General features: G+C 61.2%; 7 protein-coding genes, 2 tRNA genes, 2 rRNA genes and 1 other annotated feature. Of the genes, 2 read left to right on the top strand and 9 right to left on the bottom strand.

The genetic code is table 11. The features are described from left to right. Nucleotides 1-93 precede the first annotated feature (93 nt). The 3 genes from CFB34_RS37180 to CFB34_RS37170 all read right to left on the bottom strand — a co-directional run bounded on the left by CFB34_RS37180 (nt 94) and on the right by CFB34_RS37170 (nt 3,455). Nucleotides 94-2,975, bottom strand: a 23S ribosomal RNA gene (locus CFB34_RS37180). 286 nt (nt 2,976-3,261) lie between these two features. Further along, a tRNA-Ala gene (locus CFB34_RS37175) sits at nt 3,262-3,337 on the bottom strand. Nucleotides 3,338-3,378: 41 nt separating this feature from the next. Continuing rightward, nucleotides 3,379-3,455 (bottom strand) — tRNA-Ile (locus CFB34_RS37170). A 77-nt stretch (nt 3,456-3,532) separates the two neighbouring features. Next, nucleotides 3,533-3,665 (bottom strand) — a sequence feature (16S ribosomal RNA rRNA prediction is too short). Nucleotides 3,666-3,804: 139 nt separating this feature from the next. On the opposite strand from CFB34_RS37170, the gene CFB34_RS37165 reads away from it, so the two are divergent. Further along, nucleotides 3,805-4,797 carry an IS5-like element ISBmu2 family transposase gene (locus CFB34_RS37165; RefSeq protein ID WP_006412423.1) on the top strand — a complete coding sequence of 331 codons (993 nt, stop codon included), beginning with the start codon at nt 3,805-3,807 and terminating at the stop codon, nt 4,795-4,797. On the opposite strand, the gene CFB34_RS37160 is transcribed toward CFB34_RS37165, so the two are convergent. Continuing rightward, nucleotides 4,796-6,264: ribosomal RNA gene (locus tag CFB34_RS37160) — 16S ribosomal RNA — on the bottom strand. The two genes, CFB34_RS37165 and CFB34_RS37160, sit on opposite strands and share 2 nt — an antisense overlap. The 16S and 23S rRNA genes sit together here with 2 tRNA genes alongside, the layout of an rRNA operon. 644 nt (nt 6,265-6,908) lie before the next feature. On the opposite strand from CFB34_RS37160, the gene CFB34_RS37155 reads away from it, so the two are divergent. After that, the gene (locus tag CFB34_RS37155) at nt 6,909-7,346 is read left to right on the top strand and encodes an ATPase (RefSeq protein WP_242808777.1); all 438 of its coding nucleotides are present in this window, start codon (nt 6,909-6,911) and stop codon (nt 7,344-7,346) included. 172 nt (nt 7,347-7,518) lie between these two features. On the opposite strand, the gene CFB34_RS37150 is transcribed toward CFB34_RS37155, so the two are convergent. The 5 genes from CFB34_RS37150 to CFB34_RS37130 all read right to left on the bottom strand — a co-directional run bounded on the left by CFB34_RS37150 (nt 7,519) and on the right by CFB34_RS37130 (nt 14,193). Continuing rightward, nucleotides 7,519-8,205: a DUF429 domain-containing protein gene (locus CFB34_RS37150; RefSeq protein WP_089444643.1), complete on the bottom strand. Its 687-nt coding sequence runs from the start codon at nt 8,203-8,205 to the stop codon at nt 7,519-7,521. A 9-nt stretch (nt 8,206-8,214) separates the two neighbouring features. Then, nucleotides 8,215-8,739, bottom strand: coding sequence for an HD domain-containing protein (locus tag CFB34_RS37145; protein ID WP_043185438.1), 525 nt, complete (start codon nt 8,737-8,739; stop codon nt 8,215-8,217). 122 nt (nt 8,740-8,861) lie between these two features. Then, nucleotides 8,862-12,332: a YhaN family protein gene (locus CFB34_RS37140; protein WP_089444642.1), complete on the bottom strand. Its 3,471-nt coding sequence runs from the start codon at nt 12,330-12,332 to the stop codon at nt 8,862-8,864. 3 nt (nt 12,333-12,335) lie between these two features. Further along, complete coding sequence (locus CFB34_RS37135) at nt 12,336-13,586, bottom strand: DNA repair exonuclease (protein WP_089444641.1); 1,251 nt, start codon at nt 13,584-13,586, stop codon at nt 12,336-12,338. A gap of 64 nt (nt 13,587-13,650) precedes the next feature. Then, a complete protein-coding gene (locus CFB34_RS37130) occupies nt 13,651-14,193 on the bottom strand; it encodes a CbrC family protein (protein ID WP_089444640.1) in 543 nt (180 codons plus the stop codon). Nucleotides 14,194-14,227 lie beyond the last annotated feature (34 nt).

Here is a 14,227-nt window from a genome sequence, read left to right as displayed (position 1 = left end):
AGTTGTGTGTATCACACACGAGAATCCAACTTGTCGCTTTGGATCGCGGCCGGTGCTTGCGCACGGCGCCGATCTACAAGGCAGACTTGTTATAGGATCAAGCCTTACGGGCAATTAGTATCAGTTAGCTGAACGCATTACTGCGCTTACACACCTGACCTATCAACGTCCTGGTCTCGAACGACCCTTCAAGGGAATCTAGTTCCCAGGGATATCTCATCTTAAGGCGAGTTTCCCGCTTAGATGCTTTCAGCGGTTATCTCTTCCGAACATAGCTACCCGGCGATGCCACTGGCGTGACAACCGGTACACCAGAGGTTCGTCCACTCCGGTCCTCTCGTACTAGGAGCAGCCCCCTTCAAATATCCAACGCCCACGGCAGATAGGGACCAAACTGTCTCACGACGTTTTAAACCCAGCTCACGTACCTCTTTAAATGGCGAACAGCCATACCCTTGGGACCGGCTACAGCCCCAGGATGAGATGAGCCGACATCGAGGTGCCAAACACCGCCGTCGATATGAACTCTTGGGCGGTATCAGCCTGTTATCCCCAGAGTACCTTTTATCCGTTGAGCGATGGCCCTTCCATACAGAACCACCGGATCACTATGACCTGCTTTCGCACCTGCTCGACTTGTCGGTCTCGCAGTTAAGCACGCTTATGCCATTGCACTATCAGCACGATTTCCGACCGTACCTAGCGTACCTTCGTACTCCTCCGTTACGCTTTGGGAGGAGACCGCCCCAGTCAAACTGCCTACCATGCACTGTCCCCGACCCGGATCACGGGCCAAGGTTAGAACCTCAAACAAACCAGGGTGGTATTTCAAGGACGGCTCCACCGAAACTAGCGTTCCGGTTTCATAGCCTCCCACCTATCCTACACAGATCGGTTCAAAGTCCAATGCAAAGCTACAGTAAAGGTTCATGGGGTCTTTCCGTCTAGCCGCGGGTAGATTGCATCATCACAAACACTTCAACTTCGCTGAGTCTCGGGAGGAGACAGTGTGGCCATCGTTACGCCATTCGTGCAGGTCGGAACTTACCCGACAAGGAATTTCGCTACCTTAGGACCGTTATAGTTACGGCCGCCGTTTACCGGGACTTCAATCAAGAGCTTGCACCCCATCATTTAATCTTCCGGCACCGGGCAGGCGTCACACCCTATACGTCCACTTTCGTGTTTGCAGAGTGCTGTGTTTTTATTAAACAGTCGCAGCCACCAGTTTATTGCAACCCCTTCACCCTTTGCGCGCAGGCGCATCAAGCTACAAGGGCGTACCTTATCCCGAAGTTACGGTACCAATTTGCCGAGTTCCTTCTCCCGAGTTCTCTCAAGCGCCTTAGAATACTCATCTCGCCCACCTGTGTCGGTTTGCGGTACGGTCATCGTTAGACTGAAGCTTAGAGGCTTTTCTTGGAACCACTTCCAATTGCTTCGCTCCCTAAGGAGCTCGCGCCACACCCTTGAATTGCGCACCCGGATTTGCCTAAGTGCCTTCTCCAATGCAGCGACCGGGACTTCCAACACCCGGACAACCTTCCGCGATCCGTCCCCCCATCGCATCTAACAATGGTGCAGGAATATTGACCTGCTTCCCATCAGCTACGCATTTCTGCCTCGCCTTAGGGGCCGACTCACCCTACGCCGATGAACGTTGCGTAGGAAACCTTGGGCTTACGGCGAGGGGGCCTTTCACCCCCTTTATCGCTACTCATGTCAGCATTCGCACTTCCGATACCTCCAGCACGCTTTTCAACGCACCTTCGCAGGCTTACGGAACGCTCTCCTACCATGCGTGCTAAGCACGCATCCGCAGCTTCGGTATATAGCTTAGCCCCGTTACATCTTCCGCGCAGGACGACTCGATCAGTGAGCTATTACGCTTTCTTTAAAGGGTGGCTGCTTCTAAGCCAACCTCCTGACTGTTTTAGCCTTCCCACTTCGTTTCCCACTTAGCTATATTTGGGGACCTTAGCTGGCGGTCTGGGTTGTTTCCCTCTTGACACCGGACGTTAGCACCCGATGTCTGTCTCCCGTGATTGCACTCTTCGGTATTCGGAGTTTGCTATGGCGGGGTAATCTGCAATAGACCCCCCAACCATGACAGTGCTCTACCCCCGAAGGTGAGACACGAGGCACTACCTAAATAGTTTTCGGAGAGAACCAGCTATTTCCAAGTTTGTTTAGCCTTTCACCCCTATCCACAGCTCATCCCCTAACTTTTCAACGTTAGTGGGTTCGGACCTCCAGTACGTGTTACCGCACCTTCATCCTGGCCATGGATAGATCACTTGGTTTCGGGTCTACGCCCAGCAACTGAACGCCCTATTCGGACTCGCTTTCGCTACGCCTGCCCTATACGGTTAAGCTTGCTACTGAACGTAAGTCGCTGACCCATTATACAAAAGGTACGCCGTCACCCCTTACGAGGCTCCGACTGTTTGTATGCATGCGGTTTCAGGATCTATTTCACTCCCCTCCCGGGGTTCTTTTCGCCTTTCCCTCACGGTACTGGTTCACTATCGGTCGATCACGAGTATTTAGCCTTGGAGGATGGTCCCCCCATCTTCAGACAGGATTTCACGTGTCCCGCCCTACTTGTCGCACACCTAGTTCTTTCATACTGTTTTCGCCTACAGGGCTATCACCTGCTATGGCCGCACTTTCCAGAGCGTTCGGCTAACAATACAAATAAAGAGTGCAAGGCTCATCCCATTTCGCTCGCCACTACTTTGGGAATCTCGGTTGATTTCTTTTCCTGCGGTTACTTAGATGTTTCAGTTCACCGCGTTCGCTTCGCATGGCCTATGTATTCAGCCATGGATACTCCAAAAGGAGTGGGTTTCCCCATTCGGACATCTACGGATCAAAGCTTGTTTGCCAGCTCCCCGTAGCTTTTCGCAGGCTACCGCGTCCTTCATCGCCTGTGATCGCCAAGGCATCCACCACATGCACTTGTTCGCTTGACCCTATAACGAGTCTGTCTCGCGACAGTCGCTACAGGTTGAGTTCTCGCGTTGTGCCGTATTCCAATTGAGTCAAACATTAAGTTCGAATCATCTTGAGATACATCGATACAATCACAACCCGGATAGTTTTCACGTCCATCTCAAGACGCTTCCGCTATCCAAATTACTTGCTTCTTCCAGATTGTTAAAGAACGACAGCCGATACTTTCGTACCGCTCTGACTGGCTCAATCGCCAATGCAAAATTCTCGGTTCAGTGTCTGAACCAAGCCCTTAGCGTTGGTGATTGGTGGAGGCAGACGGGATCGAACCGACGACCCCCTGCTTGCAAAGCAGGTGCTCTCCCAGCTGAGCTATGCCCCCATGTACAGGTTTGCCTCAGGGTGTACCGCCACACAAGACGGTGGTGGGTCTGGTTGGATTCGAACCAACGACCCCCGCCTTATCAAGACGGTGCTCTAACCGACTGAGCTACAGACCCCTGAGTCTGTCTTTAAATTTACAGCCGATAAGCGTGAGCGCTCAACTTGTGCGAGAAGCTCTGGAAAGGAGGTGATCCAGCCGCACCTTCCGATACGGCTACCTTGTTACGACTTCACCCCAGTCATGAATCCTACCGTGGTGACCGTCCTCCTTGCGGTTAGACTAGCCACTTCTGGTAAAACCCACTCCCATGGTGTGACGGGCGGTGTGTACAAGACCCGGGAACGTATTCACCGCGGCATGCTGATCCGCGATTACTAGGGAAACGCTGATTTATTCGGCTCGGCGGTCATCGCAGACGTAGCCGAGGACGTTTAGAAGACAGCTCACGGAACGGACCCACGACGATGAAGAGGCAGATCGGCTTCGCGGAAGCGGAAATTGCAGGCAAGAAGCGAGTGACGAGGCGCCAACGCTTCCTGGAAGAGATGGAGAAGGTCGTTCCGTGGCAGCGCTTGCTGTCGGCCATCGAACCGCACTATCCGAAGGGCACGCGAGGTCGCCCGCCGATTGGCCTTGAGCGGATGCTGCGAATCTACTTCGTGCAACAGTGGTACGGACTGTCGGACGAAGGACTGGAAGACGCGCTGTATGACAGCATCACGCTGCGAGCCTTCGCCGGCATCGATCTGGCGATCGAGAACGTGCCTGATGCAACCACGCTGTTGAAGTTCCGGCGCCTGCTGATCGAACACGAACTGACACGGAAGTTGTTCGACGAGATTGGCATCTCGCTGTGCGAGCGTGGGCTGATGATGAAGGAAGGCACGCTGGTTGACGCGACGATCATTGAAGCGCCGCCGTCGACCAAGAATGCCGGGAAGAGCCGTGACCCGGAAATGCATCAAACGAAGAAGGGCAACGAATGGCACTTTGGCATGAAAGCCCACATTGGCGTCGACGCCGACTCGGGCCTGATTCACAGTGTGGTTGGCACGGCGGCCAACGTGTCGGATGTATCGCAAGCTCATGCCCTGCTGCACGGGCATGAAGAGCAGGTGTTCGCCGACGCGGGCTACATTGGCGTCGACAAGCGCGAGGAAATGGCGGGCAAGGCCGTGAAGTGGCACGTCGCTGCCAGGCGGGGAAAGATCAAGGCGATGCAAGAAGGAGCGCTGAAGGACCTGGTGATCGCGCTCGAGCGAACCAAGGCGCAGATCCGTTCGCGGGTTGAGCATCCGTTTCATATCGTCAAGAATCTGTTTCAGCATCGCAAGACCCGATACAAGGGCTTGGCCAAGAACACCGCGCAACTGTTCAGCCTGTTCGCTCTGGCGAATCTGGTGATTGCGCGAAATCTGTTGCGATCGGTCCATGGGAGCAGTCCGTCATGCGTATGAAAAATGCGAGCAGGGGAGGCTCGCTTACGCGCCAAATTCACTGAATTGAGCGCCGATTCGCTTCGTCATCCAGAAAATTTGAAGCCATCTCGCCTGCAACTTCGGAAGTTGGTCCATTGATCAGCGTTTCCCTAGCGATTCCAGCTTCATGCACTCGAGTTGCAGAGTGCAATCCGGACTACGATCGGTTTTCTGGGATTAGCTCCCCCTCGCGGGTTGGCAACCCTCTGTTCCGACCATTGTATGACGTGTGAAGCCCTACCCATAAGGGCCATGAGGACTTGACGTCATCCCCACCTTCCTCCGGTTTGTCACCGGCAGTCTCCTTAGAGTGCTCTTGCGTAGCAACTAAGGACAAGGGTTGCGCTCGTTGCGGGACTTAACCCAACATCTCACGACACGAGCTGACGACAGCCATGCAGCACCTGTGCGCCGGTTCTCTTTCGAGCACTCCCACCTCTCAGCAGGATTCCGACCATGTCAAGGGTAGGTAAGGTTTTTCGCGTTGCATCGAATTAATCCACATCATCCACCGCTTGTGCGGGTCCCCGTCAATTCCTTTGAGTTTTAATCTTGCGACCGTACTCCCCAGGCGGTCAACTTCACGCGTTAGCTACGTTACTAAGGAAATGAATCCCCAACAACTAGTTGACATCGTTTAGGGCGTGGACTACCAGGGTATCTAATCCTGTTTGCTCCCCACGCTTTCGTGCATGAGCGTCAGTATTGGCCCAGGGGGCTGCCTTCGCCATCGGTATTCCTCCACATCTCTACGCATTTCACTGCTACACGTGGAATTCTACCCCCTCTGCCATACTCTAGCCTGCCAGTCACCAATGCAGTTCCCAGGTTGAGCCCGGGGATTTCACATCGGTCTTAGCAAACCGCCTGCGCACGCTTTACGCCCAGTAATTCCGATTAACGCTCGCACCCTACGTATTACCGCGGCTGCTGGCACGTAGTTAGCCGGTGCTTATTCTTCCGGTACCGTCATCCCCCGACTGTATTAGAGTCAAGGATTTCTTTCCGGACAAAAGTGCTTTACAACCCGAAGGCCTTCTTCACACACGCGGCATTGCTGGATCAGGCTTTCGCCCATTGTCCAAAATTCCCCACTGCTGCCTCCCGTAGGAGTCTGGGCCGTGTCTCAGTCCCAGTGTGGCTGGTCGTCCTCTCAGACCAGCTACTGATCGTCGCCTTGGTAGGCCTTTACCCCACCAACTAGCTAATCAGCCATCGGCCAACCCTATAGCGCGAGGCCCGAAGGTCCCCCGCTTTCATCCGTAGATCGTATGCGGTATTAATCCGGCTTTCGCCGGGCTATCCCCACTACAGGACATGTTCCGATGTATTACTCACCCGTTCGCCACTCGCCACCAGGTGCAAGCACCCGTGCTGCCGTTCGACTTGCATGTGTAAGGCATGCCGCCAGCGTTCAATCTGAGCCAGGATCAAACTCTTCAGTTTAAACCTGTTACTGTTTTCGGTTCGGTTAAGAACCGGTCGCTCACTCAAAGCTGACAGGAATATGAATCACTTCATAAACCTGACTTACTTTAGTGTGAGACTCTTGATACTTTCGCTATCTGATCCGAGGATCAGCTCGCTTTCATCAAGCGCCCACACTTATCGGCTGTTAATTTTTAAAGAGCATTCTGCGAGGAACTTCGTGTTTCCCGGCAGCGCTGCGTTTTCAGCAGCAGAGAAGCGAGATTATGAACCGTGTTTCGCAGCTCGTCAACAACTTTTTACACTACATCGTTGCGACTGCGGGGCTCAACTTCCAGGCCAGTGGCGCGCTCCAGACTCCAGCACACCGCCAACCCTGCTTCCCTTCTCCCGCGCCGCGTTTCCGTTAGCGCGAAAGAGGCGTGATTCTAAGCACCCACCCCCGTCTACGCAAGCCCTTTGTGAAAATATTTTGAAAAAACCCCCGAGCGCTACCGCGCACGGGGGCTTGGGGTTCGACCGAGCAGGCATCGCAACACGGGGCACCCTCTATTGTTGTGACGTATACCGCTCGTCCCTCTATATAGGTGGTGGCGGAACGGACAGGGAATCGGGTGCCGTCGAGTATCATGCCGCGACCGAACCACGCACTCATATCCACGATGGACAGCACCTCTCAATCCGGCGACGCCGATCTTCGCGACGAATATGCAGCGCTGCGCAAGCGCGCCCTCATCCTGGAAGAACAGGCTCCACCGCTTCTGCAGCGCATCTCGGATGTATTGCCGCGGATCAGCGGTGAATCCGAGCTGGCGGACGAGCATCGTGAGCGACTCGTCGGTGCGCGCAACGCAGCGATGGTCTCGATCGAAAACTATCAGCAGGCGATTCCTTTCCTACAGACGGCCGATTCGATCATCGAGCAACTGGACAAGACGCCCGAACGCGACGAAGACATCGAGTGGCGTGAGTCGCTGCTGCAACGGCTCGACGAACTGATCGACGTCGCAGTCGTGATGATCGACGATGCCGAAGGCTATTTCGAACAGGCGGACGCCTGCGACCTGTCCAGCGTACCGAAAGCCATCCTCGAGGATTGAGCGACGCCGCTCTGGATCGCATAGCGCACCGGCATGATGTCGTGTGCGCAAGCCATCCCGATGTTTGCCGGCCTGCAGTCCCGGCCTGAAGCCTTCGCCGTCGCGCGGGCCGCAACCCTCCCGCAAAAGCTCACCTTTTCGCGACACCCCTCGCCCAGGCCGCGCGACACGACTACAGCGTGTCGAGAACGATCGTCTCGCTCACGATCGGCACGCGGATATATCCGCCCTCCGCATCGCCATACGCGTACGCATTCCCGTCGATGACGCATTGCGCCGTCAACGCGCAAAGGGTCGCGTCTCGCGCATCGACGGACCTCAGCGTCGACACGTCGACGCCCAGTCGTTCCAGCAATTGCCGGCGCTGGTTGCGTTTCTGCTTCGCCGATGCGACGGCCCTCCCCAGCATCGCGCAAGTGATCGCATAAGGATAGGTTTCGAAGCTCGCGCGCCCGCCCGCATAGCGGGCACTGGTCAGCAGCGGATACGCATCCGCGAGCGCGCGGTAGACACGCTCTCCCATGAACATCCAGTCGAAGAAGCCTGACGTGCTTGCAATCGCCTGCTCCCGCGACGGCGTCGGAAAGCACGAGATCCGTTCGCGCGCGAGCGCCTGTTCGGCCGCGCGGCGCCCGCTCCCCGTCCACCACAGGCTCGGGGCGTCGACACCCACGGCCACGACGTCATGGGCGAGGCACAGCGCAGGCACCGCCTCGGGCGCGATCCGTTCCTCGCGGTAGACGACTGTCCGTCCGCGCAGGATCACGAGATCGCACTGCTTCTTTTCGCCACCCACATCGACACCCGCCACCGCTGGCGATTGCCACGTGGCGGATTCGAAGGTTCGAGCGGATCGCATGCGGGCGCCTCAGTCGGCCGGCCGTGCGTCGTAGGCGGTGTCGAAGATCGCCTCGAGACCGGGATGCACACCGCGCATCGGATCGACGACCGACTTCGCCCAGTCGAAATACGCCTGCTTGCGCTCGAGCGGCCAGTCCGCGGGGGGATGCCGCGCGATGTCGCGCAGGTTGCAGATCTTGTCGGCCAGCTTCACGAGCTTCGCGCGTCGGCTGATGGTCGCCGCATGCTCGACCTGCAGGCGCTTGCGCTCCTCCTTCGGCAACGACTTGTCGTCGGTGACTTCCATCACGATGTCCGCCACGTCCTTGCCGAACAGTCGCAGCAGTTCCTGCTCGGTCGTCTCCGTATCCTCGACCGTGTCGTGCAGCACGGCGGCGACGATCACACGTTCGTCCTCGACGCCGGCCTCGTTGGCCAGCACATCGGCGAGCGCGATCGGATGATTGATGTACGGCGACGCTTCTTCGTCCTTGCGCCGCTGATTGCGATGTTTGTCCGCCGCGAACGCGATGGCGGCTACCAGCTTTTTCATATTCCCCCCCTCGTGTGGCCTGACCCGCGACCGGCAGAACCGGCCGCGTGCATTTCGGAACCGCACATACTACCTGTTCGCGATGACCCTCTCCGCGCGCCGGCAGTCACGCCCGCCCTGCGTCACGCGCCCACCGGTGCGCGCTGGAGCTCGACCACGTTGACCCGCGCGCCGAATACCTCTCTCACGAGCGGCAGCAAGTGGTCGTGGTGCGTCAGGAACAGCACCTGGGTTCGCGTCGACAGATCGCGCAGCGCATCGAGGCCGGCCTTCGCGCGCGCATCGTCGAAGTTGATGAACAAGTCGTCGGCCACGAACGGCAGTGCGGTCCGGCTGCCGAGCTGCAGCTCCAGCGCCGCGATCCGCAGCGCGAGGAACAACTGGTCGCGCGTCCCTTCGCTCAACCCGGCGACCTCGACCGATGCCCCCTTCGTCCGTCGTGCATACAGCGCGGGCGGCGTCCGTTCGGTATCGACGGTCAGCCGCGCGAATTCGCCCAGCGTGAGCCCCGCGAAAATCTCGCCCGCGCGCCTGAGCATCGGCCCCTGCTTCTGGTCGCGATAGCGATCCGTCGCCCACTTCAGCAGCCGGCTCGCCGTGGCTGCCTCCAGATACTGTTCGGCTGCTTCGCCCATCGCCGCCAGCGCTTCCTGTCGCTTCGATTCGGCAACGGCCGCGTTCGCTTGGCCGTCGATCGCACCGAACGCCTGATCGGCCACGACCTGCTGCTGGGCAAGCTCGTTCAGACGCTTGCCGACGTCGCCGAGCGACTGTTTCACCGCCTCGAGGTGTGCCGGTACGTCGGCGATGTCCTGCTCCGCGACTTCCGCTTCGACGGCGGACCGGGACAGGCCGTCACCATCGCGCACCAGTGCCTCGTGCGCGGCATCGACTGCGTGTCGAAGCTGGCGCTGGCGATCCGAGCGTTCGGCCAGCGGCAGCGCCGCGTCGATCGACGCGACGCCGGCCAGTTGCAGCAGCGGCTGGATGCGCGCATCGGCACCGGCCACCGCGGCTGCCGCGTCCGCGACCTTGTCGTCGGCCTGCCGAACAGCGTCGTCGGCACGGCCGATCGCGCGCGCGACTTCCCGGGCGGCCGCGAGGCGCATCGTCAGCCGGCGCGCGACGTCCAGCCAGTCTCCGCTCGTCAACCATTCCGGCGCGAGCGCTTCGGCAAGCCGCCTTGCGCCCGCCTCGAGCGCGGCCAGCTCGGCGCGGATCGCGGCGATCCGGTTGCGCGGCGCATCGGCATCGGCCAGTTCGGCCGTCACCGCGTTGGCGAGGCCGAGCGCACCTTCCGCCGCGGCCAGCGTCGCCGCGCTCGTGGACAACTTCGCGGCGGCCAGCGCGTCGCGCCATTGCACCTGCCACGCATCGTAGGCCGCCTGTGCGTGGCCGACGCGCGATTGCGCCGTCGCGCATCCGCGTTCGGCTTCACGCGCGCGATCCTCGAGGCTGTCCTGCTGCGCGAGCGCCTTCTCGGCCGACTGTACGAAGGTCTCGGCGATCGCGACGAGCGCCGCCAAACCGTCCGACTCACCGCCTCGCGACACGGTACGCAGTGCCGTGCGCAGCGTGGTTTCGGCACCCGCCCGCGCGGCGCGAATCGTGTCGAATTCGCGGCGCAGCCGGTCGAGGTCGGCCTGCGCGGCGAACACCGTGTCGCGCTTCGCCAGCCAGTCGCCCATCGCCGCCAGCGGCATGCCGGGCACCGCGGCCGTCGTCGCGAGCGCGGCCCATGCGTCGCGATGTTCGGCGAGCTCGCGCTCGCGCTCGTCCAGTGCGACCTGCTTGCGCGTCACGCCGGCACGTGCGGATTCGACTTGCTGACGCAGCGACTGCAACGTCGCCGCCGCCTGCGTCGCGCCGAGCTGTGCGTCGACGAGTTCGTCCGCCAGGCGGATCGCGTCGTCGACCGCGGGCGCGCCCGTTGCGAGATCGACCGCCCCGCTGCGGATATCGCCCCACGCGCCGTCGCGTCGCGCGCGCGCCGCCAGCACGTCGGCGGTCGTGACGACCTTGTGGTTCTCCGCGAAGTGCTTTTCCTGCAGTTCGAGCCGCTCGAGCTCCTCGAGTGCGCCGTCCCGCGCGTCGCGTGCAGCAGCGACCGCGCTCGCGCATGCGCTGTCTTCCTTCAGCAGCGTGCCGAGCCGCGCCGCCGACGGCACGTCGAGCGCACGCAGCGTATCGACCGGCATGCGCCACTGGCCGAGCGCATCGAGTGCGCCGGACAACGTGCGTTCGGCGGCGGCGATTTCCTGCTCGAGCGCCTGCTCGCGCTGACCACTGTTGCGAAAGCCCTGCGCATCGGCCAGCGCCGCACGCAGCGCCTCCGGCACGTCGACGGTCGACAGGCGCGCCTGTTGTTCCTGCACCTGTGCAAGCTCGCGCGTACGTTCGTCGAGCGATTCGCGCGCGCCGGCAAGCGCCTGGTGCAGCGCACCGTGTTCGCGCAACAGGTTCGCAACGGTCTTCAGCGACAACGCGGTCGGCAGCGACGCACGTAGCGACGCTTCGTCGGTCGGCCAGCCGAGCTGGGCGGCCGCTGCAAACGCAGCGGACAGGTGCCGCTCGACATCCGCGCCGAGCAGCAGCAGATCCTGCGCGTGATTCATGCACGCGCCGCGCAGCCGGTCGAGCGCTTCGATGTCGGCTTCGAGCACCAGCGTGTCGGCGTCGGCGTCGATCGCATCGCGCGCCTGCCGTTTTGCAAGCAGGTCGGCACGCCGTTCCTCGAGCACCTTCTGTTCGGCCGCGAGATCGCCCTGCGCCTTCAGCAGGTCCGCATACGCGGTGGGCGGCAACTCGACGACCGGGCCCAGTTCCGCCAGCGCGGCGTCCTTGACCGTCAGTTCCTTCAGGTACGGTGCCAGCCGTCGCACGCGTTCGAGCTTCGAGCGCAGCGCTTCGAGCCGACGCTGTTCCGCGCGTGCCTGCTCGATCTGCTGTTCGACCGCTTCGCGCGCGTCCTTGCGCTCGACCCAGTCGCGCGTGCGCACCTGAACCGTCTTCAGTTCGGTTACGGCTTCGTTGAACGCCGATTCGGCGAGTGCGAACGCGCTGCCGCTGCGGCGCGGCGCCCAGAGTTCGACCGAACGCGCTTCGAGCTCCTCACGCACCGGCCCGAGACTGCCGACACCGGCAGCCGATTCGAACAGCACCTGGCCGAGTTTGTCGGATGCGTCGAGAATGCTCCGACCGCCATCGACCAGACGCCCGTGATCGAGCCCGAACATCTGCTCGAAGAATTCGCGCGTGGCGCCGTCAAGGACGGCGGCCAGATAGTCGTCGGGCAGTTTGTCGTCAGCGGGTGTGCGCAACGGACTGCGCCCGCGCGCGCGGTGGAACGCGAGTTCGCCCGCGCCGCTCTCCAGCACGCCGCCGATCCGCAGTTCGGGCGTGCTGTGCAGGAAATCGAGCGGTGTCTGCAGCTTCATCCCGAACAGCAGCTCCGACACGGCCGTGCGAATCGTCGACTTGCCGGCCTCGTTCGGCCCCACGATCACATGGAAATCCTCGCCGGCCGACGGGAATCGCAGCGTCTCGTCGGTGAACTTGCCGTACTTGATCAGATCGAGCTGGTTGATCCGCATCGCTTATTCCCCCCTCGCCAGCCGCGCGAGCAACGCGGGCCCGACCTGCTCGACGAGTGCGGTCAGCTCGCCCGCGCGCGCCATCGTCAACAACGGCACCTCTTCCTTCACGTCGCTGCGCACCTTGCCGACGAACGGCTTCAGGTCGCGCTCGAGCAGTTCGAGGAAATCCGGGTCGCGCGCGGCGTCGGCCAGGATCTGCTTCAGGTCCTCCAGCGCTTCGAGCGGCTCGCTTTCGCCCGGCTGATGATCGGCCGCGGACGTCGCGAGCCGAACCTTCTCGAGCCACAGCCGCTCGTTGCCGATGATGCCGATCTGGTTCAGCACCTCCGCGCGCAACTGCGGCGCGCGGCCGAAAAAGAGGCCATGCGCGGGCGTGCGCCCCGTGACCGTCACGCGCACCGCGCGCGGCACATGGCCGTCGACGGTCAGCAGCGCTTCCAGCGACTGGCCGATTTTTCTCGAGAGGTCGGCGACGGTAAGGCAATCGGACGCGTCGACCGACACGGCTTCCCAGCGCAGCACGTCGAGATACAGGCGCTCGACCTGCGTGCGGCCCTGCTCGACCGTCACGAGCACCGCGCCGCGGCGGCCCGTCTCGCGGATATGGCGCCCCTGCAGGTTGCCGGGAAACACCACCGTGGACGGCCCCGACCATTGCTGGAATTCGTGCACGTGGCCAAGCGCCCAGTAGTCGTAGCCTTTCGCGTGAAGTTCGGCCAGCGTGCACGGCGCATAGTTCGCGTGCGCCGCATAACCTTCGAGCGCCGTGTGCAGCACGCCGATGTTGTAGTAACCGGGCACCGGGTCCGGATAGCCGATCGCGAGATTGTCGACGACAGCCTTGTCCTTGAAGCTCTGCCCGTGCAGCGCGACGTCGAATTCAGGCAGCGTGTGGGTTTCCGCCTTGCGGTGGCCGAACACGGTGACGTTGTCGGGCAGCGTCAGCTTCTTCGTCATCTCGCTTTCGGCATCGTGGTTGCCGCCGAGGACGAACGCGCGGATACCGGCCTTGCGCAGGCGCCCCATCTGCTGACCGAAGAAGATGCCGGTGTTGTGGTCCTTCCAGTCGCCGTCGTACAGGTCGCCGGCGATCACGAGGAACGCGACGTCCTCTTCGATCGCACGATCCACGAGCTGCCGCAGCGCCTCGCGCGACGCGTTGCGCAACTGCGCGGCCGGCGCGTCGGGATACGCGCTCAGGCCGTGCAACGGGCTGTCAAGGTGTATGTCTGCCGCGTGGATGAACTTCACGAAGATTCCTTTGTTTCATGACGATGGGGCCCGCGATCGACGTGCGGTGCCGCCAGCCGGGCCATCAGTCGCAATCCTGGTAGCCGCCGAGATCGCCGCAATGGATGCAGCGAAACAGATACGCGGTCGGCGAACCGTCCTTGTCGAGTGCGGCGAAGAAGCGCTCCCACTCGCCGCCCTCGTCAAGTCCGGTTGATTCCCGAATCGACGCAACGGCCTGCGGGCCGAGCGCGGTCAGTTCGCCTGCACCTGCCCGGCCAATGAACTGCGCGCCATCGCCGCAATGCGTCCACCACCGTTCCTGCTGCCAGCCCTGGAAGCCCGGCGTGCGGCAGGCGATTTCGTCGACGACCGCGTCAGGTACCTCATCCCATTCGCCGCCGCCGATGCCGTACGTGTCGGTAAAGACCGCATCGAGGCGCGCGTGTGCCGAACCGTCGGCGACGCACCACGGGCAGATGCATTGCTCGTACTCGTCGACCGCATACACGGGGCCCGCGTACACGTAACCACGTGCCTCGCCGCAACACACGCAGCGCGCGTCCGAGCGGATCACGCTACCCGTTGCCAGCGGGTCGGGATGGTACCTGAAAGCGGGTAACGACATGAGACTCTCCATCGATCCGGATGGTGGGGGCGCA

The organism is Burkholderia sp. HI4860, assembly GCF_002223045.2.
GTDB lineage: Bacteria > Pseudomonadota > Gammaproteobacteria > Burkholderiales > Burkholderiaceae > Burkholderia.
Note: the sequence above shows the minus strand (reverse complement) of the source record. Positions and strands in the feature narration are given on the sequence as shown.